Raw genomic sequence first — 21,946 nt, forward strand, 5'->3', positions numbered from 1 at the left:
GCCATGGTGTTTCGGGCGCAGAATCCTTTCACTTCATACAGTTAATGGAATTTATTTTCCAATTATATTTGCCCTCGTTGTCACAAATACTTCACAGAAAAGTCGTCCGGCTCGACAGTTTTTTCCGCGCCTACTCACCCTGCATACGTCTTCAAACGCGCCATATGGGTCGGTTTTCGACGTTGATCGTCCAGTGAGGCTGGCCCGGAATAATGCACACACCACCGACCCAACGCAGGTGCTGCGCGTGGTCCAGCCAATAAGCGCCTTCATCCAGCACTCGCTTACCGAAGGCTGTCAGTGTCAGCGTTCGCTGCTGCCATTTCAGGTGCGCTTGCGCTTCTTTCAGCAAAGGAGCCGCTGAGTCGATCAAGGGACGCAGCAGCGCTTGAAACATCATGTCACCTAAAAAGGGCAGGGGGTCACGCTTGTCCATCAGTTCAGCGAAGACACGGCCAAAGGTGGTCGGGCCTGCTTCGCTAAGGTACTGCAAGGAAAGGCGCTCGGTGAGCGACAAACCGTCCTCACTGCCCGGCAGCTCTTGAAGTTGTCGCAACAGTGCCGGAGCCAGCAGTCGCAGAGGCAGTTGCGGTTCATGAGCCAGGCCTGCCAGTGCAACAGGTGATGCATCGCGATAGGCTCGCCACACCGTGCGTGCGCAGTTCAGCATGTCCTGAGTCACCGGTTTGCGCTGTGGCCACAGCCAGGCGAGAACGTTTGGTGCCAACTGACCGATGCCGATGAAGCGCTGAACTCCCGGTACACGGTCCACCTCGATCAGCTCAAGCCGTGACGGCAGTCGCTCCAGACCTGCCAGGACTCTGATCAGAAAAAGTTGGTCGTAGGCATCGGCCTCGCACCACAGCACATTGTGTTGATCACTGCTCAGTTGTTCGAGACGGCCATACTCTTCGTCTGTTCTGCGGGCGACATCGGCGCGATTCATATCAAAGGTTGCGCTGATGAAATCACTGCGCTGCGCTCGAAAGTCTACGTCTGGCAGGTCCTGAACCGGGCCCATGCACAGCGGGTCGCTGAGCATGTGGAAAGAGCCTTTGAAGCCGGCCAGTTGCAGGCTGTGGGCGATGTCGTTGCCGCACCGCCAATGCACTGTCCGCGGCTCGTCGCTGGCGTCGAAGTCAGGATGCTGCGCGGCAAAGGCAACGGCGTCGACATGGGCCTTGAGCCTGGGCCAACTGCTGAAACCCAGTTGGCGCGCAATCAGCCACTGTGCATCGGAAAGCGTTGGCGCAAGCGTTCGGTCCGATGTACCGAGCAGTGCGAGCTGATCGGGGGCGGTACCCTGTTTCAGGCGCTGCAACAGTTCCTTCGCGCGCTTTCGCTGCTGCTCGAGGTTGATGCGGCCGTCTTGGGACCGGAAATCAGTACTGATGGACATACGAGCTCCTTGTGCAAACCTTGTCCGCTTGAAGGTCGGGAGTCGTAATGACAAGAGGGTGAAGCAGTGTCCTGGGCGCAGCCCTTTCCGCGGATGGAGGCGTGGAGGCGCCGGTCGCAAATATAGACGACCCAGGGGGTGCGCACAAACCTTCTAGACTTTGCGCCTCTGCCGCGCGATAACAGCAGACACGCTCATCTGCCCACCCAAGCCACTCATGAAGTCAGCCAACTGGATCGACCTCGCTCAGGACCGGGATACCGGAATCGAGACGTTGCGCGCCCATTTTCGTGGGCATGCCTACGATCCGCATTGGCATGACAGTTATCTGGTGGGCGTGACGGAGCAGGGGGTGCAGCAGTTTCACTGTCGCAGGCAGCGGCATGCCAGCACCTGCGGTCAGGTGTTCATGCTTGAACCCGGTGAGGTTCATGACGGCGACGCGCCGAATGCCGATGGCTTTACCTATCGCATGCTGTATCTGGACCCGCACTGGATCGGCCGTGAACTGACGTCGTTGTTCGAAGACGCGCCGCAGGACTTCCAGCCCGGTTTCACCAGCACGCTGGTGTGTGACCCGCGGCTGGCCCAGTCCATCGTGTCTGCGTTTTCGGCGCTGCATGGCCAGGAGTCGCGCATCATCCGGCAGAGTGCACTCGATGGTCTGCTCGAACGGCTGACCGCCCATGTGCACTGGCGAGTCAGGCAGCAACACGACCCTCGGCTGCCCTTGGTCGCCCTGCGTGCCCGGGATTATCTGCACGCCCATTTTCGGCGTGATCTGGGGCTGGACGAGCTCGCGATGGCCTGCGGCGTGGACCGCTTCAGGCTGACCCGCGCCTTCAAGGCTGCCTTCGGCCTGCCCCCTCACGCCTATCTGGTGCAGTTGCGGCTGTCGATGGCGCGCAGGCTTCTGGCCCGTGGCGCGCAGCCTGCCGAGGTCGCCAGCGATCTGGGGTTTGCCGATCAGAGTCATCTGGGCCGCTGGTTCCTGCGTGCCTATGGCTTGACGCCTGCGGCCTATCGCACGCGCTGCACAGACCTTCCAGACTGACGCTGCGTATTGCGCGAGCATGACGGCTTGTCATCCATGGAGTCCGGTCATGCTGTCTTTTCTGCTGTTCGCTTTCGTCGCGTCGATCACCCCCGGACCCACCAATCTGCTGGTGCTGAGCAACAGCGCCCGTTACGGTCTGAAGGCCAGTCTGCCGATCATTCTCGGGGCCTGCATGGGGGCCGCCGGACTGGTGTTGCTGGTCGGCACCGGTGTCGGTCGTTCGTTGATGCAAGTGCCTGCCGTACAGCCCGTCATGGCGGCCATCGGTGTCGGCTGGCTGACCTGGCTGGCGTGGAAAATCTTCAACAGCCAGGCAGGTCCCGTAAGCCCCGATGACAGCCGTCCGCGCCTGGGATTTGTCGGCGCGGCGGGTCTGCAGGTGGTCAATCCGAAGACCTGGATGATGGCGCTGGCCGTCGTCAGTGTGTTCAGTCAGGGAACCGTGGCCCATCTGGCGCTGGCGTTCTTCCTCGTGTCGCTGCCTTGTCTGGCGTGCTGGGCGCTGTTGGGCGCGGGGTCGGCACGCTTGCTCAAGTCTGCCGATGCCCTGCAATGGCTGAACAGGAGCATGGCGGTGTTGCTGCTGGTATCGGCCTGGGGCGCTTATTTGCACTGAGAAACCTGCAGGCCCGACTGCCATCACGCCGGCATCGAGCACTCCAGTTGTTCGCGCACGCAGCTCGGCAGGTCCGGGCGGGTAAATGGCTCCGTGCTGGATGTGCGCTGTGCGGCGCCATTCTGACTCATGAAACAGTCCGGTTCCAATTTATCGAGGTGATACGCGCACGAGTGTTCAGCCGTTTTCGACAGGGTCCGGGAAGCGGGTCGGAATGACCCGTTCGTCGATGGCAGGGTCATTATGACCTTGTCATTTTGACTTCTTCTTCCGCGTTGCCCTTGATTTCATGAGGGTTTTCAGTTGGCACGTGCGTTGCTCTATCCAGGTATCGACTTTCAAGCGTTCTGGAGCTGACCATGCTGACCGACATTCAACGTGACATCGTCAAGGCAACCGTGCCGATTCTGGAAGTGGGGGGCGAAGCCCTGACTACCCACTTCTATCAGATCATGCTGCGCGACTACCCAGAGGTTCGCCCGCTGTTCAATCAGGCCAATCAGGCCAATGGTGCTCAGCCTCGTGCTTTGGCCAATGCCGTGCTGATGTACGCCCGCAACATTGACCGTCTGGAGAACCTCGGTCCGCTGGCCAGCCAGATCGTCAACAAACACGTGGCGTTGCAGATTCTTCCCGAGCATTACCCTATCGTCGGAACGTGCCTGCTGCAGGCGATTCGCGAAGTGTTGGGCGCCGAAACCGCCACCGACGAAGTGATCGCTGCCTGGGGCGCTGCTTATCAGCAACTGGCCGACATCCTCATCGGCGCCGAACACGCGGTGTACGAAAGCATCGCCGCAGCTCCGGGCGGCTGGCGTGGCGAGCGTGCGTTCAAGGTGAAAGCCAAGACGCCGGAAAGTGCCGAGATCACCTCGTTCTATCTCGAGCCTGTGGATGGTCAACCTGTCATCGCCCACAAGGCCGGTCAGTACATTGGCCTGCGCCTGGTCGTGAAGGGTCAGGAAATCCGTCGCAATTATTCGCTGTCGGCTGCATCGACAGGCATCGGTTATCGCATCAGCGTGAAGAAAGAAGTGGATGGCGTGGCTTCGAACTACCTGCATGAACAGGTCAAGGCGGGTGACGAGCTGCAACTGTTTCCACCGTCCGGCGAATTCACCCTGATTGAAGGCAGCAAGCCGTTGGTGTTGATCAGCGGCGGTGTCGGTATCACGCCTACCCTGGCGATGGCCGAAACAGCGCTGAAGGCTGGCGGTCGGGACGTGGTGTTCATCCATTACGCGCGCAACGCTGAAGCGCATGCGTTTCAAAAGGTGGTCAAGGAGTGGCAGGCACGCTATCCGCAGTTCCGCGCCCATGTCGTCTACAACGACACGGTTGCTGATCCTGCCCAGCCCCATGTTGTCGGCCTGCCTGCCGTCGAGCATCTTCAGCAATGGCTGCCTGCGAACCGGGACGTCGAGGCTTATTTCCTCGGCCCCAAACCGTTCATGGCGTTCATCAAGCGAGCGCTGCACGAGCTGGGTATTCCGGACGAGCAGAGCCATTACGAGTTCTTCGGCCCGGCTGAAGCGCTGGTCTAGCGGCTATGGCGTGCCCTTGTCTGCGCACAGGCAGGCGAGGGCACGCGTGATGTCCTGTTTGAGCTGATCGGTCTGACGGCCGGGATACTGATCGAACATGTGCGGCACGCCGGGGTACAGGTGCAATTCCACCGGCACGCCGGACCTGGAAAGCTTGAGCGCAAAGGCCAGGTTTTCGTCCAGAAACAGATCGAGCGCGCCGACGCTGATAAAGCTCCGCGGCAGCCCGGTCAGGTCATTGGCCAGTGCGGGTGAAAAAAGCGCTGCCCGTTCATCGTCCAGTGCATAGGTACCTTGCAGGCACTGCCAGCAGAACCGGTTCGCGTCACGGGTCCAGCTCAGCGTTCCGGTGCTGGGGTTGTCGTCTGACGAATTGGCCGAGCCAGTGCGGTGGTCCAGCATCGGGTAGACCATCAACAGCCCTGCCAGCCGATACTCGTTTTTGTCCCGCGCCATGATCGATACAGCAGCAGCCAGGCCACCACCTGCGCTGTGGCCCATGACCATTACCTTTTGCGTATCCACGCCGAGTGCCAGGCCTTCTTCGAAGATCCAGGCCAATGCTGCGTAGCAGTCGTTCAGCGGCGTGGGAAACGGGTGTTCGGGCGCAAGTCGATAATCGACGGCCACGATCAGGACGTTCAGCTCGTTGGCCAGATCGACGAGATAATCGTCAGCCATCTCGGGTCGGCCGAGCACGAAACCGCCGCCGTGGATGTACAGCAGTGTGGCAAGTTTCTGTGAGGGATTGAGGCTGTGTGCCGGGCGATAGACGCACAGCCTGATGTGATCCTTCTGTGTCCAGTACGGCGTGTACCTCGCTCCGTCAGGCTGTTTCCAGGCGGCTTCAACGCGACGCCTGATGACGGGAAGATTATCGAGCGTCCAGACGCTCGAAGGTTCATCCAGGAAAACGGCGTAGGCCGGGTCGAGCAGGTGGTTGGCATCCATCGTCCAGTCTCGTCAAAAAGCACAGCAAGCACCGATGGCAGGCGGCTTGCCGCCCAACTACCGGGAGCCGGCAGCAGGGCCTGCGCATGCGGTGTGCCAGATGCAACCAGGGGCCGCTGCGCAGCCCATTGCGGCTCTCGTAACTCCCAGAGCTCTCACGCCCTGCGGGCAGAGGCGGACATCAGCGCCTCTTCAGTATCCGACCGCTACAACCACGCCTTGATCTGTGCACAGACCGCTGGTGTGGAAATGCCATAGCGATCATGCAGCGTCGGCAGGGCGCCGGCATCGAGAAACGCATCCGGCAGCGCGATCTGTCTGAAGGTTGGCGTGACGCCATTGCGCAGCAGCACTGTAGCAACCGCTTCACCCAGCCCGCCGATGATCGAATGGTTTTCTGCTGTCACCACCAGCCGTCCCGGTTTTCTGGCTTCGGCCAGAATGGTCTGTTCATCCAGCGGCTTGATGGTCGGTACGTGCAGCACCGCCACATCGACGCCATCGGCCTGCAATTCCTTTGCAGCTTCAAGCGAGCGCATGGTCATCAGGCCGGTGGAGATGATCAGCACGTCGTTGCCGGTGCGCAGGGTCTTGGCCTTGCCGATTTCGAACTGATAGCCGTACTCGTCCAGTACCAGTGGAACGTTGCCGCGCAGCAGGCGCATGTACACCGGCCCATGATGCGCAGCGATGGCCGGTACGGCCTGTTCGATTTCCAGCGCATCGCACGGGTCGACGATCATCAGGTTGGGCATGGCGCGGAAGATCGCCAGGTCGTCCGTGGCCTGGTGGCTCGGGCCGTAGCCGGTGGTGAGACCGGGCAGGCCGCAGACGATCTTGACGTTGAGGTTCTCCTCGGCAATCGCCATGCAGATGAAGTCGTAGGCGCGGCGCGAGGCGAACACCGCGTAGGTGGTCGCGAACGGCACGCAGCCCTCACGGGCCATTCCGGCGGCGGCGCTCATCAGCAACTGTTCGGCCATGCCCATCTGGTAGAAACGCTCGGGGTGCGCCTTGGCGAAAATGTGCAGGTCGGTGTACTTGGACAGGTCCGCCGACAGCCCGACGATGTCCGAGCGCTGATCTGCCAGTGCCGCCAGCGCATGGCCAAACGGCGCCGAGCGGGTGGCCTGACCTTCGGAGGCAATCGAAGCGATCATGGCCGAGGTGGTGAGCTTCTTCTTCACGGCAGGTGCCGCCGCAGGGTTCTGGTTGGCTGTGCTCATACGGTTTGCCCCTCGTCGAGGTTGTTCAGTGCAAGGTCCCACTCGTGTTCGTCGACACGGATGAAGTGAGTCTTCTCGCGGGTTTCCAGAAAGGGCACGCCTTTGCCCATTTTCGTGTCGCAGATAATCACCCGAGGCTGTGCGCCCGGATGCTGGCGGGCGGCATCGAACGCGGCGACCAGCGCTTGCAGGTCGTTGCCATCGACGCGTTGCGTGAACCAGCCAAAGGCCTGCCAGCGATCCACGATGGGCTCGAAAGCGAGCACTTCGCTGGAGTGACCATCTGCCTGCTGGTTGTTCACGTCGATGATTGCGATCAGGTTGTCGAGCTTCCAGTGGGATGCCGACATCGCCGCTTCCCAGGTCGAACCCTCGTTCAGTTCGCCATCCGAGAGCAGGTTGTAAACGAAGGACGCTGATTTTTTGCGTTTCAGACCCAGACAAGCGCCGACCGCAATGCCCAGGCCGTGACCCAGCGAGCCGCCGGTGATTTCCATGCCCGGCGTGTAGGCGGCCATCCCCGACATGGGCAGGCGGCTGTCGTCCGAGCCGTAGGTTTCGAGCTCGTCCAGCGGGATGACTTCAGCCTCGATCAAGGCCGCATACAGCGCGATGGCGTAGTGACCTATCGACAGGTAAAAGCGATCACGCTGCTCCCATTCCGGGTCTTCAGGCTTGTAACTCATGGCATGGAAGTAGGACACCGCCAGCAGGTCGGCCGCGCCCAGCGCCTGGCCGACATAGCCTTGGCCCTGAACCTGACCCATGCGCAAGGCATGGCGACGAATGTTGTGGGCACGCTGTGCCAGCGAGGTGGATGAGGCAGATAACGTTTGGGTTGTCATGGTGATGACTCCGTAAACTCAACGATTGACCGAAGCGGCAGGGATACGCAGGACCAGAAACGCGCCGATGAACAGCACGCCGGTGATCAGGTACATGCCGATGGCGCTGGAGCCGGTGGTGGTCGTGATCCAGCCGATCAGGTAAGGCGAGCAGAAGCCCGCGAGGTTGGCGAAGCTGTTGATGCCCGCAATACCCGCCGCCGCAGACACGCCGCCCAGCAGGGTGGTGGGCAGCATCCAGAACAGGGACGACGCCGAGAGCACACCCGCTGCGGCCAGGCACAGGCTCAGTACCGAAATCAGCAGGCTGTTGCCGAACACCGCTGCCAGGCTCAGGCCCAGCGCACCGGCGATCATCGGAAGAACCAGATGCCAGCGGCGCTCGCGGTGCTTGTCACCGCTGCGGCCCATCAACAGCATGGCGACGATGGCGCACAGGTAAGGGACGCTGGTCATCAGCCCGATGTGCAGCGGATCGGCCAGTCCGGCGTTGCGGATCAGTGTCGGCAGCCAGAAGGTGATTGCGTACTGACCCATGACCACGCAGAAGTAGATGCAGGCCAGCAGCCACAAACGGCGGTCACGGATGAACTCACCCACTGAGGCATGCACGACCTTCTGGCTGTTGTCTTCGGCCAGCTCCTTTTTGATCAGCTCTTTTTCGTCATCGGTGAGCCAGGTCGCCTGATGCACACCGTCCTTCAGGTACGCCAATACCATCAGGCCGACAATCACCGTGGGAATGGCCTCGATGACGAACATCCACTGCCAGCCTGCCCAGCCATGAAAGCCTGCGAAGGTGCCCATGATGTAGCCCGACAGCGGCCCGCCGATCATCCCGGACAACGGAATGGCGATGAACCACAGCACGGTCATGCGTGCACGGCGATAGGAGGGGAACCAGTAAGTGAGGTAGAGCAGCAGGCCCGGCGCCAGACCGGCTTCGGCCACCCCGAGCAGAAAGCGCAGGGCATAGAACTGCCATTCGGTTTCGACGAAGGCGAACAGGGCGGAAATGATGCCCCAGGAAATCATGATGCGCGCAATCCAGCGGCGTGCGCCGACGCGATGCAGGATCAGGTTGCTGGGTACTTCGCAGAGGAAATAGCCGATGAAGAACATGCCGGCGCCGAGGCCGTAGACGGCTTCGCTGAAGGCCAGGTCATTCATCATGGTCAGCTTGGCGAAACCGACATTGACCCGGTCCAGGTAGGCACACAGGTAGCACAACATCAGGAACGGCATCAGTCGCCAGGCCGTCTTGCGGTAGGCATTGGCACGGGCAGTCGAGACCGCGTCGAGGGGCATGGTGGTTATCATGATGGTCTGATCTCTTGTTTTTATAGACCGCCAGGCAAACCGGCCTGGCGTGTCATCGATCCAGAGCAAATACGGGCCGTCACACTGACTGATCGGCCCGCCGATGGGCTATCAGTGAATCAGCATGCCGCCGTTCACATCCAGCGTAATGCCGGTGAGGTAGGAAGACAGGTCACTGGCCAGAAACAGCGCGGCATTGGCCACGTCCTGAGCGGCACCCAGGCGACCCAGCGGAATGCCTTCGATGATCGCGTGGCGTCGCTCGTCCTGCATCAACCCACCGGTGATATCGGTGTGAATCAGGCCCGGCGCGATGGAGTTGATGCGAATCTGGTCCGGTCCAAACTCCCGGGCCATGGCCTTGCCCAGGCCGAGCACGCCGGCTTTCGCCGCGCTGTAATGCGGCCCGCCAAAGATGCCGCCGCCACGCTGCGCCGAGACCGACGACATGCACACGATGCTGCCCGAGCCTTGCGCACGCATGGTCGGAATGACCGCCTGCGACATCAGCAGTGTGCCGCGCAGACTGACGTCCAGCACCTTGTCGTAATCGCCGGGACGGATGTCCAGTGTCTTGATCGGTTGGGTGATGCCGGCATTGTTGACCAGCACGTCGATGCGGCCGAAGTGCTCAATGATCTTTGCAACGGCCTGTTTGACCTGGGATTCATCGGCCACATTGGCAGCCAGGCCCAGATGGCCTTCGCCCAGCGCGGCGGCAGCGTCGCGTGCGGCGGATTCATCGAGGTCGAGGATCACGACGTGTGCGCCGTGTTGCGCGAACGTGACAGCCGTGGCGCGGCCGATTCCACGTTCGGAGGCAGCACCGGTGATGATTGCAATTTTGCCTTGAAGCAGCATGAGGGGAGTCCTCTGATTGTTTTTATGGGTTCGATTCGAGTGATCGATGGGCTCAGAGTGTTCCCGGTGCTGCCCGCGAGCAATAACGCAACCATCACTGGTCGATGAAAAAAATTCACCTCTCGTCATTTCCGCCGAGCAGTGCTTGAATGCCAGAAACTCAATCTTCCTGAAGCTTCGGAGCTGCCGTGCGTGCCGATGATGATCCACACTCGAACCTGCCACCCCTGAAAGCCATTCAGGCCTTCGAGCAGACGGCACGCTTCGGCAACCTGGCCCGCGCTGCCGAAGTGCTGGACCTGACACCGTCGGCGGTCAGTCATCAACTGGCCAAACTGGAAGCGATGATCGGTCGGCAATTGTTCGTGCGTGCGGCACGCGGCGTCACCCTGACGCCGGTGGGTGAGCAGTACCTGAAAGAGGTTTCCGGATTGCTGCACAGCCTGGCCGTGGCAACCGAGCGCGCCGCCAGCGACGTCAGCCTCGATTGCCTGCGCCTGCATTCGTCACCCAGCTTCGGGCTGTTATGGCTGATGCCGCGACTGGAAGCCTTTCGGATCAGCCACCCGGATATCCAGATCAACCTGTCGTGTTCCTACGAATCGTTGCACTTCAGTCGTGACAAGATCGACGTCGACATCCGTCACGGCCGACCCAACTGGCCAAGCTATGAAGTACGCACCGTGCGCCACGAAACCTTTGCGGTACTGGCGTCGCCGACGCTGTTGGAGCGATACCCGGTCAACAGCGCAGCGGACCTGCTGAACGGCGAGCTGATTCTGTCCGAAGCCACATTATTGAAGTGGCCGGAGCTGTTCGCCCAGCACGGCCTCGCGCGCCCGGAAAAACCCTACACGCTGAGTTTTGACCGTTCCTACATGACGCTGGAGGCCGCGAGTCACGGCCTGGGCTTTGCGCTGGAAAGCACGCTGCTGGCGCAGAAATACCTGCAAAGCGGCGCGCTGCTGGAAGTCGTACCGCACCTGTTGAGTTCACCGGTGGCGGCGCATCATCTGGTGTTTCCCAAGGCCCACTCCAGCTTTCCAAGGGTCAGGCGCTTTCTGGAGTGGATGGAAAACGAATTGGGGCACGGGTTCGTGTTCTGAGCCGGGCGTCAGACCTTGTGCAAGGCGTCCTCGTGATGCATCGCCAGATGCCCGGTCTTGTCGCTTTTCACTTCATATTGCGGGCTGTCTTTCGACGCGGGCCGATGCTTGCCCATGAACTCCACGTCCTTGACGTGCACCTTGGTCACCTTGCCCCGGATCTCGCCAGCCTCCGAATTCCAGCGCACGGCATCGCCAACCTTGAATGAAGTGGTCATGTGTTCTCCTCGAGCGCGTTTCCGATTTGCTGTTTAGAGCCCGGCCCTTGGGGAGCGTTCACAGGATTATGGGAACCACCACCCCGCGATCGGTTCACGCCGTCGCCTGACGAACCGAGGGCGCAATCGGCCCGATCATCGCTTTCAGGTGTGCCAGTAACGGGCCCTGTTCCGGCTCGTTGTACATCGAGCACAGGTTCTTTTCGATGTTCTGGCACAGGTCTTCCATGCGGATCCGGTGCTGGCTGTTGCCGAACGGCGCCTGCAAGTCGGTGCCGATCCGCTCCATGGCCAGCAACAGGCAGCCCACCACCGTCGAAATGAGCGGCGTGAACCAACCCAGGGTCGTCACCATGCTCAGCGGCATGATCACGCAGAACAACGCACTGAACAGTCGGGGAAAGTAAACGTAAGGGTAGGGCAGTGGCGTATTGGCAATCCGCTCCATGCCGCCCTGGCAATTGGACAGGTCCACCAGCGTCGTTTCCAGCCGTGAAAACCGGATGCTGTCCAGCCGGCCTTGCGCGAACTCGTCGGCGATGATCGACGCCGAGCCGCTTAGAATGTCGTTGGGGAAGTTGTTGCTGTCACGCGCCCGTTCTATTTCGAACGGCGGCAGCAGACCGTCGAGCCGGGCTTCGCTGACGTCACCCTTCAAGTGCGCACGCAGCGCTCGCAGATACGCCACGTGACGACGAAACAGCTCACCCTTCACCGGGTTTTCCCGAGCACGGCCATCGCCATCGATCAGGGTCAGAACCTGTCGGCCATAACTGCGCGAACTGTTGACCATCGCCCCCCACAAGGTGCGCGCTTCCCACCAGCGGTTATAGGCACTGGTGTTACGAAAACTGATCAGCACAATCAGCGCCGAGCACAGCAGTGTCAATGGCATGAGCGGGAAATCGATGCCAATGCCGTCCATCAGCATGAAATCCATCGTCACGCCCACGTCCCAAAGCAACAGCCATAACAGCGACCAACCTACATAGGTCAGCGTCCTTCTGAAGCACTTCCATTTCTTTTCAAAGAGACCGGTCATGGCGAAACTCCTGCCCGAGGTGGGTGAATGGCTCGCCACGTAGTTGTAACAAGCCGTGACACAAACCTACGGCACGACGCTTAACGCTCGCTTAATTCATGACTGGTCGGTCATTCGGGTATGGCGTCTGAATGCATGGGCCCAAAGGCATTCTTTCGAATGCGTAGCAGGCTACCCGTCACAAATTCTGGCAAAACGGTGACCAGATAACCGAGCCCAAGAGGTGCAGACGGGATAGCGATCAATTAAGCTCGTTGCCCAGAGTAAGATCGCTCAGATCCTGGCGGCTCCGCAGGCTGACACGGTCTTTGAGAGATACAAATAGTTAGATTTTTTTCATCAAGACGCTGACTACACTACTGATACATCTGTACGACGTGTTCGATTCTCCGCAAGCCTCTGGTGGGCCGACGGGGTTTCCTGCTTACCCACAAAGAGGCCTTAGCATGGCTGCAAAACCTGTCATTGAATCTTCACCTGCTCTTTCTGTAGACGAGAGCCGTGTTCTTTTAAAGAGGCTGGGGTCTACCGGGCTTACTCGAGAGCGTAAAGCGACCCTTAGCGCGTACGCATGTGCCGCTCAAAAAGCTTTCTCGAAACGAAACAACGAACGGGATTGATGTCTGCGTGAATTTGGATGACTTCATTCTTGCCCCTGTTGATGAAGTCGAACAGCGGGTACTGGAAACCTTTACATCGGGTGATGATGAACTCGACGTTTTTCTCAAGGAAGATGCTTGCGCCTATTCGACGCACGGAATTACATCTACTACGGTAGTATTCTTGGAAGGCTCCGACGATCCTGTAGGATTTTTCAGTTTGTCTTGCGACAGCTTAAAGCTTGAGGGTGTAGAGCTCAGTGAGCTGGGCTTGCCTTTTCAGGCTCCGATAGACTTTTTTCCTGCTGTGAAAATAACCAAACTCGCTGTGGCATTGGACTGGCAGTCCCGTGGCCTCGGCGAGGCGATAATTCAGTTGATTCAAGGCATATCGTTCACTCTCCCGTTCTCTGCCAGGTTGCTTACGGTAAATGCAGTAAACAGAGAGCGTACGATCAGGTTTTATAATCGTCTAGAGTTTCTGGAGAGCAGCCGAAACATGGCAATGAGTGGTCAGCGCAAGAAGGGCCGGCAGCCCGCCACCGTCTTAATGTACCGTGATCTGTATCAGGTATAAGTATTCCGCTTTTTCTTTTAAGACAGTGAGGCGTTTGCAAGTGCGGTAACGCATCCTTGCGCAGGGCAGGAAAGCGTTATCGCCAATAGAATCTGCAATTCGCACTGTCGAACGTCGATACGTGAGCTTAATGGCACTCACGCCCTATCACGCGATGCCATAGCCCGCGCTTCGAACGAGGCGCAGTTTCGGCCACCACATTCGGCATATCCCGCAACCGGATCCATGACTCGTCTCGCCAGTGCAGCACGCTCAGAGACGTCCCTGGCCATCTCAACTGACTGACTTTCGGATTATCCAGCGTCACGTTGTGCTGATCCCGGAGTACTGTCAGCACTTCATGGGTCAGCCATTGCCGCAACGCCCGGTTTTCCGGCACGTAGTGATGAACCAGCAGCGCGAACACGCCGGATTCACTGACCATCAACTGCCTGCACCACTCGCCATTGGCCTGCAGCCAGACCACCCGGCGTTGGTCTGCATCCAGCTTGAGCGTGGCGCGCTCATCCAGCGCCTTGCCCATCAGGCGGGCGAGGTCTGCCAGACAGAACCAGGCCTGCGCTTCAGAAACAGCAGCCCGGAGCATGCGGTGATGACGAAAGAAAAGGATGGCTTCGAAATGGGCGGTGCAGGGCACGGAAGGGGTAATGTTCAACATGGGTACAGCTCCTGAATAGAGAGCTGCCACCGGACGTCGCTAAACGAAAAGGTGGCAGCTGTGCGAAGGTTAGCGAACCGGTATCCAGGAAACCGGCAGGCCCGAAGGCCTCCGACGCACAGCCGCCATAACACTTGCTTCAAGTTTTGGCTTGATGCAGGGGAGAGCGATAATACGCCTGGATAGAAAGGATCGCTAAATCCGGTTGCTGATGGGGCAGCGAACGGCGGGAAGATTGGACTTTCTGGCTAACCGAAAATAGAGGCTGATTCGCAGAGTGTCGTAGGAAAGGGCCGTGCCTTCTTCAAACGGTTTTCTAGGCAAGGAATCTGGGCAAGATCACAGGCAAGGTACCTTGTCCGTCTGCGCCAGTGCCTTCCCCTTGTTGTCGATCAGCGTTACTTTGACTTCCGGCCCCGACCTGCTTTCAACCAATGTATAAAGCTCATCGGCAGCAAATCCGCTGTACTCAAGCGTCGCTACGCAACGTCGCTGACTCTTCTGATAACCCCTCGCGACAATACCCAATTCCATTGAGTGTTTGCCGGGTGACACTTCGAAATGATTCAAGCTTTCGGCAGGTTTTGTATCAAGGCGCCTGGCGATCATCTCATCACCGACCTGAGCCTCAATATGAACGATGGCATTGCCTTTGTCAGGCACAGGCATTGCGGTCGCACATCCAGCCAGGCCTGATACGGCTACAACGAACGCTGCAAGTTTCAAGAATTTCATGGGAAAACCTTTATATGAAAGTGTGGGTATAGCGATAAGTAACTTTTCAAGGGCGCGTGCGTTTCTGACAGGCGTGTCAAAGCCTGGTCGATCCGCTTGGGTTACCGGGTATAACTGGGTCAGGCTGGAATATCGATATTGGCCGCAAAGCGAGCGAAGGCAATACTGGCTTCGGCGCCGATGAGTTCATCAATGAATCCAGTCATTGCAGCCGTACAGAAGTGATCAGTCATCTGGTCTTCATTTGACCAGTAACCGCTGACGATCCAGCGCGCCGTGCCTTTTGTGCTCCTGCTCAGCGCGTAGCTCAAACAGCCCGGCGCGTTTTTCAATTGCTCGATGTGCTTGAGCAACAATGCCTCGACATCATGCCTCGGACTTTCCAGGAAACTGATCTCCAGAGTATTGATTGAGGTGATTGTCATGCGCTTGAACCTTTGCTGCCTGTCGAATGCTTGATCCTGTACCTGGTGACTACGCATTGGACCGTTGCCAGGTATGCGAACAGGCTACTGGCTTTTCCACGTAAAGGTTACCCACTCAAAAGCTCATGCAGACTTGAGTTTTGCTCAGCAATGGTCAGGTGCGCAGTGTCAGGTCTTCATCCCGAAACCATTCATACCGATCACCCGTGCGGACTGGCTTTTCCATGGCGCGCAAGCCGCACGCTGATAAATGTATTGATTTGCTCTACAGGCAATAAAAAACTCATCGTCTGTCGCGCAAGCAATTTGCCGGAATGCCGGTCAAATCAATCGCGATGCCCCGGAACACAAACGACCGGTTTTCAGGGGCTAGCGACGTGAGTAAAAGCAGATAACAAGTTGCAGCGCGACGATCACAAGACCGACGCCTCATTTGGCGGTAATGACAAGGACTTGGACAACGATCACCGCACCGACGCCGCGTTTGGTGGCAGCGATACCGATCAGGACAATGACCACAGCACGGACAAATACAATGTCGGAGCACCGCCACACGCGAAAAAATAGCGCTCTGGATCTATTCGGCGTTTGAAAGGGTTTGGTTGGGCTGTGCCTGAAACTATCAGCTCTTTGAGGGTGTAATGCGCTTGCCAGTCATCGGGGCAAGCGCATTTTTCAGGATGACTGTATGGCCTGATCGTTATGCGGAAGGATTCTGAATTTTCCTGGCGATCAAGGTAACGCCTTCGGTGAAGCTGAAACCATACCCGTAGCCATATCCCCAGCCTCCGCCTGCAGCGCCTATTTGTTCGGGGAATGTTACGTCCTTGTGCTTGAATTCGTAGTTATAGGCACCCGACAGGATCGGCAGGATGGTCTGAATTTCATAACCGTCAGCATTGAGCAAGGCAACCGCTTCTTCGATGTCTTTCGAAAGTCGCTCGCCATCAACCTCGCAATCCGACCAACCGGTTTGCTGCCATTGTTTCTCTTTTCGGGTCTCTTCTTTCGTACCGAACAGCCCCCACGTCACCTCACCCGTGGGCACTTTGACGGTGACTTCCTCACCGATAGGGCGGAAGTGGGCTTTTACATAAACGATCTTATTCACTGGGCTGTCCTGAGGTCCATTCTGCGGCGATTATACCGATGGGCAATGTCATGAATAGAACGGACGATTGGGCAGAGCAACAGGTCAGCGCGTCATGTCAGTATTCGAAAGGCTGGCATGGGCCTTTAGCGGAAGCTGATCCCGCGGATTCACTTCCAGCGCCAATCGTTGAATAGCGGCCAGACTCAGTGCCTTGGTGCCGTTCCATCCATTTTCCGGCAGCAAACTACGCACGGGCGCTTCGGGGCCGTTGTAAGCAACCATGGCGGTATTGGACTCAAAGTCGATTCTGAAAAACAGCAGGTAATCGGCAAAGCCTTTGCCCGGCGTGAAGGCCGGACCTGATCTTGCGTTGCCGGTCGCTTTCACTTGCACGGTTTTCCCGGCTCGAGTGAGCGCGTCGACTCCACCTGTGCGTTTCTGGGGAATGAGTAGATCGAAATGCTCCAAGGCCAATGCTTCTGCGATATCGCCTACAAGGCGTCCATCCAGCGTGAACTTCAAGCCTGTGCTGACATAGTGAGCAGCCAGTGCCTGCCGCGCTTTCCAAAGATCCACAATGACTTCGGGCAGTTGAAATTCGATTTGCCTGGCATCCATGTCCTGCACTTCCCTTTAACAAGCTGTCGAAAATTCCCGGTCGGGCACTGCAAGCATCATCGGGAATTGCCTGGCAGTTTTACAGAGGCGGACAGGCCTGTAATTGCGCCATGACCACTTTTCACCAGACGAAAAAAAAGACCTTGAATTTCAAGGTCTTTTTCAATTTTGGTGTCCCGAGGGGGGGCTCAATATATTATTTAACTGTTTGATTGTAAAATATTAATTTCGCTGTACATGTTTTTGTGTGCGTATATCCATACTTTGCACGTTGATAAATTATCTCAGTAAGGTCGTCGGAGACTATCGTTTTTGCTGCTGTATTTCCGACGAAGTGCATTTTTTTTGCCATGCATACTACAAAGGCTTTCCGCTGCTTTAGACGGACCTTTCCCAAAGGCGCCACCTCGCGGATTGGAGGAACGGTACCCTTAGAACCCTAGCGAGTGTTAGTACCATATCGTCACATGTTAACTAGACCTAATTGTGGTGCTCTGATACGCTTCGAGCCTCAGGAGATACCGAAAAATATTGGTGATATAAAATGGAATATTTGACGCATGTCCTAACCTTCTTAGTTGGTCTAGGCTCTGGTGTAGGTTTGATGGTTGTTTTTAGTAACAAAGCCTCAAGTCGTAGTCGAATCGAAAAACCCAGTCAGTTTGGAAACTTTCCCACGGAAGATATGCCTGGTAGTGATATCTATAAAAGCATGAAGAGATAGATATTTTATACGGGGACCCTGAGGCAAGGCATGTATCATAGTGGTGCGTAATATCGCCAGTCATATTCATAGGTTTTTATTTTTAGATGGGCTAGCTTATTAAGTTTAAAAAATGGCTGGGATCGGCGATTGGTATGGCAGTTTATTTAAGAATCTAACGAACCGCATTACTATTCTTTTAAGTGGCTATGTGCGTGCTATTAAAGAAAGTCATGTTTCAGCACTTGGGAAGGAGGTATATTATTCTGAGGGTTTACTTGTAATGAATTTTGTCTTGGCGTAACCCTGTAGATTTTGCAAAGAAGGAGGTTGGTCAAGTGAATATATATCTTTTGTTAGGTTCGCCTGGGGCAGGGAAAAGCCATTACTGCTCCAGAAATTTTACAAATGTTCAAGTTGTGTCGTGTGATGTGATTCGAGAGTCTATGTTTGGTTCGATGCGCTCTTATGAGATTAGACAAAAAGTTTTGCAGGAGATAAAAAATATTGTTTCAGGGAAAGTAGCATTGAGACAAGATGTTGTACTTGATACAACTTACTTTAATGAGCTAGAGGCTCGGTCTTTTCTTTTTGGTTTTGGAGGTAGTGTTAAAGTACATGCCATATACATCGCTACCTCGCTGAGCGATTGTTTGGAACGAAATAAAATGAGGGCGACTGAGCGCGTGGTTTCTGATGAAATGGTAGAGATGTTATATGCGCGAATCTCTCCGCCATCCGATGAGGAGAGATTCGAAAGTATAACTATTGTGGATTAATGAACATCCTATACTTCAGTAGGGTCGCATTGGTATATTGGGGCACCATTTACTAGGTAGTGATCTACCTCCTTGGCATACCCTGTGCCATTGCAGCAATAGCAATTCACCGAAACCCTAGGGGTTTCGATTGAGGATTTGAGAAACTTCGGCATCAGTGATGAGCTGGACTCAAGGAGCTTAATTAATCCACGCCATTCAATTTGATCACTCAATGCATCTTTCCGACCATCTCTTTTTGTGAATGATAAATTGGGAATGCCATGGAGTAACGCCATCCTCTCGCGACTACTCAGGGAACTGTATGGGGTTGAAAAATCAGCAAGGTTCTCAGCTTTAAAAAAACTAACAGACTCTCGGATTTTGAATAGAATTTTTGTTTTGACATAAGGTCTAATGGAGGGCGAATAAAATTCAAGATCGGTACATGCTTTAGCTTCATCGCTGATAAACGAATCGTAGTATGTTAGCTTGCCACTCCCGTTGCATAGTTTGCAATCATTATAAAACGCGTTGAATGTACGTCTCGTTAATGTGCGTGCCCCAACAACTCGCTTATCTACATCGATTAGACGTGTCGAAAGTATTTCCGTTTTTTCATCTTTCCATACTGCGATCCAGCCATTACCTAAATTATAGGCTAGTTCTGGGTTGTCAGTTTCGATATAGGTTTTCCAAGCGGTATCATAATCAACAAGTTTAGCCGCATTAGTGATCTTAATAAGCGCATTGTTAACTAGTACTTTTTGTAGTCCTAGTTTGGCTAGCGACTCAAGCCTTTGTTTTATCTGGGTTTTAGATATTGTCGCGGATGTATGTAGTTCAGCGCAAAATGGATTGAAGTAATACGGCGGTTTGCAGGCGGAATCATCGAGGTATTCGAACAGTTTAGCCTTGGTGCTAAAGAACTTTCCGTCGCGCTGAGAAATTAAAGCCCTCTTTTGATAGATAGAAAGCTTCTGAAAGTAACGATCCTCGGAGGTCAGATGCGTGGATTTATCTTTAGAGTAGGTGATAGGTTTCACCTTCATACCGTTCAAAATAGAGCCGTCTGTAGGATAATCGCTAGTAGGTCCCTCGAACACAATTAGCCCACCCTCATCGCCTACCCCGGGGCCCATCTTTATTATATAATCCGCTTGCTGTATTAAAGCGTCGTTGTGCTCAATGACAAGAACACTATGCCCTTTCCTGGAAAGTCCTTGGAGAACCTCTAATACAAACTGGCAATCATTTTTGCTTAAACCCTTACACGGTTCGTCAAGGATTATCAATAAGTGGTGTTGATTATTCGATATGGAGTTTTCACTTGCCCCAAGAAATTTCGCAAGTTTGAGTCGTTGAGATTCGCCGCCACTCAACTCAGTCAAACTACGCCCGAGGTTAAGGTGTCCTAAGCCCAGTTCTATTAATAATGTGCATACCCTATTGATTGCCGGGTGTAGGTCAAGGGGAAGTACACCAGTTGCGGGGAAGTCCAATAGCTCAGCAATATTGAGATTATGAACCATGGCGGACAACGCGAGGCTATTAAACCTAGCACCCCCGCATGATTTACAGGTCTCACCAGCCAGTTCGCCAGAACCTTGGCACTCACTACAAGCCCCATTTGCACCATTGTAGGTAAAAAAGCTAGAGTCGAGATTTAACGCCTGCGCGACAACTGTTTCCGAGTACAGCTTTCTAAGAATTTCAGATATATCTAGAAACGTAGATACATTTGAGCGCCTACTACCTCTAATATGCTTCTGGTCCAATAGTATCGCGGTTGCTATGTTATTAGTCTTTGCGTCTCTGGAGCTCGAGGTTATTCGTGATGTAATTCCTTGCACGAGGCTGCTCTTACCGCTCCCGGAATCTCCTACAATCGCTGTGATCGCGGCTGCAGGGAAGCAGACGTCCTGATTAACAACGTTGTTGAAACTAATTCGACGAAGAGAAATATACTCTTGAGGTTCCTGTGAGCATTTTTTTCTTGGTTTTAAAGGGGGCAGAACACTATCAACCGTTTCCAAAATATAACCACCTTCCAAGCCGGACCCAGGCCCTAGGTGAATACTGAAATCTGATTGAGAAATTACCTGATCCGAATGATCTACTAGTAGAAGTGTATTGCCCAAGGATTGTAGTCTTTTGAGTAAAACAAATAATTTTTTTATGTCGTTCGTGCTTAAGCTTGCTGACGGCTCATCAATGACTATCAGTAGGTCGGACACCTTCGCCGTTATCGCTTCAATTAGCTTGATCCTTTGCATTTCTCCTCCGCTTAGTGTGGTAGTGCTTCTGTTCAACACTAAGTGTCCAAGCGAGAGATCTTGCGCTGCGCTTAAAATAACGGAAGATTCAGGGTCTCGTATTGACGAAAATGCTTCGTCAATTGTTAGCGAAAGAATGTCTGCGACGCTCCTACCATTTAGCTTTACGGCTCGAGCCTTTTGACTAAAACCTGATCCGCCGCATTCATCACAAAGAGAAGTGATTATAAGCTCAGGATCTGTCGCCGTATTTTCCAAACTGGAGAGCTTGTTAATTAAAGTTTTTTGAATCTCAAGTTTGACCGAAGGCGGGAAACTCTCATATGTCGTCGAGACTTTTCCTCCGCCGTCCTGAATTATTTTTTTTAATTTAGATTTGTAAAGGTTGATGGGGGTATATTTTTGCCCGTCAAACTGCAGATTCAGGAACCCTTCGGCAAGGTTATTTTTAGGATAGAATAAATATTTCTCGTTCAATCTTACAGTGGATCCACTACCACCGCACAAATTGCAGCATCCATTTCGATCGCTTAGTTTTGATCTGGTAAATAAAGATAGTGACTTTTTTTGGTATTCTGTCATGCAGTGCTGACAAAAAGTCTGATAAGAAAAATCAAATGCGCTTTCACTATTGCGCGATATAAAAATACTTTCCTGTGGTATTTTTAAACTCTCCAGTTGATCCAGAGAGTCAGCCTCAATCTTTATTTTTGAATGGCTATCAAGATTAAGGGTTTCAATATCCTTAGTTCTGTATTTTTTTTTGCTGCCATCTACTTCAAAATATCTAAATCCGTTAGATGTCATGAATTTGATCAGTTTTTCTACGCGAGAGGAAATTTTGCTGGATACATAAAAATAAATACTATAGTTCCCATCAGGTATTGCGGTGACTATAATTTTTTTAATGGTTTCGTAGCTTGGGGTTTCTTCGACAGTCGTCCCGCAGGAACATTGGATAATGCCACATTTAACAAATGAGGTTCTAATGCAGTCGTTAAGTCCCGACGCCGTGGCTACGGTGGATTTTTCGGATTGCAGTAAAGGTTTTTGATCGATAGATAAAACTTTAGGTAGGTTTTTTATCGATAAGAAATTTCCTCTCACCAAATGGTGGTAACGTTTGCCGGTGCCTGATTGTATTTTATGCTGTCGCTCAGCTTCCTGCACAATAAGTTTTTTCGCTAAAGTTGTTTTTCCCGAACCGCTGACGCCGTTTATACAGATGATTGAATTTAGCGGTATCTTGCAACTAAGATTTTTTAGATTGTTTTCATTAGCATCTATAATTGCAATATCAGCATCGGATTTTGACATTT

The 21,946-nt window shown here is 54.7% G+C and carries 20 protein-coding genes and 1 pseudogene; 7 read left to right on the top strand and 14 right to left on the bottom strand.

Annotated features, from left to right (window positions below):
* Positions 1 to 151: 151 nt before the first annotated feature.
* A complete protein-coding gene (locus JTJ32_RS00315) occupies positions 152 to 1,399 on the bottom strand; it encodes a DUF1835 domain-containing protein (RefSeq protein ID WP_210040342.1) in 1,248 nt (415 codons plus the stop codon).
* 217 nt (positions 1,400 to 1,616) lie between these two features.
* On the opposite strand from JTJ32_RS00315, the gene JTJ32_RS00320 reads away from it, so the two are divergent.
* From JTJ32_RS00320 to hmpA, 3 genes are all read left to right on the top strand, one after another.
* Entirely contained in the window at positions 1,617 to 2,453 is an 837-nt protein-coding gene (locus JTJ32_RS00320; RefSeq protein ID WP_210040344.1) for an AraC family transcriptional regulator, read from the top strand.
* Between the two features lie 49 nt (positions 2,454 to 2,502).
* Positions 2,503 to 3,072 carry a LysE family translocator gene (locus JTJ32_RS00325; RefSeq protein WP_099227433.1) on the top strand — a complete coding sequence of 190 codons (570 nt, stop codon included), beginning with the start codon at positions 2,503 to 2,505 and terminating at the stop codon, positions 3,070 to 3,072.
* Between the two features lie 359 nt (positions 3,073 to 3,431).
* Positions 3,432 to 4,616, top strand: coding sequence for an NO-inducible flavohemoprotein (gene hmpA / locus JTJ32_RS00330; RefSeq protein WP_210040347.1), 1,185 nt, complete (start codon positions 3,432 to 3,434; stop codon positions 4,614 to 4,616).
* A gap of 3 nt (positions 4,617 to 4,619) precedes the next feature.
* Here hmpA and JTJ32_RS00335 read toward each other — a convergent pair whose 3' ends face one another.
* The 5 genes from JTJ32_RS00335 to JTJ32_RS00355 form a co-directional block, all read right to left on the bottom strand.
* Complete coding sequence (locus JTJ32_RS00335; RefSeq protein ID WP_210040349.1) at positions 4,620 to 5,567, bottom strand: alpha/beta hydrolase; 948 nt, start codon at positions 5,565 to 5,567, stop codon at positions 4,620 to 4,622.
* 206 nt (positions 5,568 to 5,773) lie between these two features.
* Entirely contained in the window at positions 5,774 to 6,793 is a 1,020-nt protein-coding gene (locus tag JTJ32_RS00340) for a transketolase family protein (protein WP_210040351.1), read from the bottom strand.
* Entirely contained in the window at positions 6,790 to 7,638 is an 849-nt protein-coding gene (locus JTJ32_RS00345; RefSeq protein ID WP_210040353.1) for a transketolase, read from the bottom strand. The genes JTJ32_RS00340 and JTJ32_RS00345 overlap by 4 nt, the downstream gene beginning before the upstream one ends.
* A gap of 18 nt (positions 7,639 to 7,656) precedes the next feature.
* Entirely contained in the window at positions 7,657 to 8,958 is a 1,302-nt protein-coding gene (locus tag JTJ32_RS00350; protein ID WP_099227438.1) for an MFS transporter, read from the bottom strand.
* Between the two features lie 111 nt (positions 8,959 to 9,069).
* Positions 9,070 to 9,819 carry an SDR family NAD(P)-dependent oxidoreductase gene (locus JTJ32_RS00355; protein ID WP_210040355.1) on the bottom strand — a complete coding sequence of 250 codons (750 nt, stop codon included), beginning with the start codon at positions 9,817 to 9,819 and terminating at the stop codon, positions 9,070 to 9,072.
* 188 nt (positions 9,820 to 10,007) lie between these two features.
* On the opposite strand from JTJ32_RS00355, the gene JTJ32_RS00360 reads away from it, so the two are divergent.
* Positions 10,008 to 10,925: a LysR substrate-binding domain-containing protein gene (locus tag JTJ32_RS00360; RefSeq protein WP_210040357.1), complete on the top strand. Its 918-nt coding sequence runs from the start codon at positions 10,008 to 10,010 to the stop codon at positions 10,923 to 10,925.
* An 8-nt stretch (positions 10,926 to 10,933) separates the two neighbouring features.
* Here JTJ32_RS00360 and JTJ32_RS00365 read toward each other — a convergent pair whose 3' ends face one another.
* Positions 10,934 to 11,143: a hypervirulence associated TUDOR domain-containing protein gene (locus JTJ32_RS00365; RefSeq protein ID WP_029241748.1), complete on the bottom strand. Its 210-nt coding sequence runs from the start codon at positions 11,141 to 11,143 to the stop codon at positions 10,934 to 10,936.
* 94 nt (positions 11,144 to 11,237) lie between these two features.
* Positions 11,238 to 12,185: a bestrophin family protein gene (locus tag JTJ32_RS00370; protein WP_099227442.1), complete on the bottom strand. Its 948-nt coding sequence runs from the start codon at positions 12,183 to 12,185 to the stop codon at positions 11,238 to 11,240.
* A gap of 627 nt (positions 12,186 to 12,812) precedes the next feature.
* On the opposite strand from JTJ32_RS00370, the gene JTJ32_RS00375 reads away from it, so the two are divergent.
* Positions 12,813 to 13,361, top strand: coding sequence for an N-acetyltransferase (locus tag JTJ32_RS00375; protein WP_099227443.1), 549 nt, complete (start codon positions 12,813 to 12,815; stop codon positions 13,359 to 13,361).
* A 127-nt stretch (positions 13,362 to 13,488) separates the two neighbouring features.
* On the opposite strand, the gene JTJ32_RS00380 is transcribed toward JTJ32_RS00375, so the two are convergent.
* The 3 genes from JTJ32_RS00380 to JTJ32_RS00390 form a co-directional block, all read right to left on the bottom strand.
* Positions 13,489 to 14,019: a BRO-N domain-containing protein gene (locus tag JTJ32_RS00380; RefSeq protein ID WP_210040359.1), complete on the bottom strand. Its 531-nt coding sequence runs from the start codon at positions 14,017 to 14,019 to the stop codon at positions 13,489 to 13,491.
* Positions 14,020 to 14,358: 339 nt separating this feature from the next.
* A complete protein-coding gene (locus JTJ32_RS00385) occupies positions 14,359 to 14,754 on the bottom strand; it encodes a PA0061/PA0062 family lipoprotein (RefSeq protein ID WP_236059138.1) in 396 nt (131 codons plus the stop codon).
* A 119-nt stretch (positions 14,755 to 14,873) separates the two neighbouring features.
* Positions 14,874 to 15,179, bottom strand: coding sequence for an antibiotic biosynthesis monooxygenase family protein (locus JTJ32_RS00390; RefSeq protein WP_180274411.1), 306 nt, complete (start codon positions 15,177 to 15,179; stop codon positions 14,874 to 14,876).
* A gap of 408 nt (positions 15,180 to 15,587) precedes the next feature.
* Here JTJ32_RS00390 and JTJ32_RS00395 point away from each other — a divergent pair.
* Positions 15,588 to 15,746 (top strand): annotated as a pseudogene (locus JTJ32_RS00395) (ethanolamine utilization protein); the annotation flags it as partial.
* Positions 15,747 to 15,879: 133 nt separating this feature from the next.
* On the opposite strand, the gene JTJ32_RS00400 reads toward JTJ32_RS00395, so the two are convergent.
* Complete coding sequence (locus tag JTJ32_RS00400) at positions 15,880 to 16,290, bottom strand: hypothetical protein (RefSeq protein ID WP_184318775.1); 411 nt, start codon at positions 16,288 to 16,290, stop codon at positions 15,880 to 15,882.
* 84 nt (positions 16,291 to 16,374) lie between these two features.
* On the bottom strand, positions 16,375 to 16,890 hold the full coding sequence (locus JTJ32_RS00405) for a DUF6998 domain-containing protein (protein WP_330718101.1): 516 nt from the start codon (positions 16,888 to 16,890) through the stop codon (positions 16,375 to 16,377).
* 1,041 nt (positions 16,891 to 17,931) lie between these two features.
* Here JTJ32_RS00405 and JTJ32_RS00410 point away from each other — a divergent pair.
* On the top strand, positions 17,932 to 18,372 hold the full coding sequence (locus JTJ32_RS00410; RefSeq protein ID WP_210040363.1) for an AAA family ATPase: 441 nt from the start codon (positions 17,932 to 17,934) through the stop codon (positions 18,370 to 18,372).
* A gap of 8 nt (positions 18,373 to 18,380) precedes the next feature.
* Here the strand turns inward: JTJ32_RS00410 and JTJ32_RS00415 are convergent, their stop codons facing one another.
* On the bottom strand, positions 18,381 to 21,944 hold the full coding sequence (locus JTJ32_RS00415; RefSeq protein WP_210040365.1) for an ATP-binding cassette domain-containing protein: 3,564 nt from the start codon (positions 21,942 to 21,944) through the stop codon (positions 18,381 to 18,383).
* Between the last annotated feature and the right edge of the window lie 2 nt (positions 21,945 to 21,946).

It is taken from the genome of Pseudomonas alliivorans (assembly GCF_017826695.1).
GTDB lineage: Bacteria > Pseudomonadota > Gammaproteobacteria > Pseudomonadales > Pseudomonadaceae > Aquipseudomonas > Aquipseudomonas alliivorans.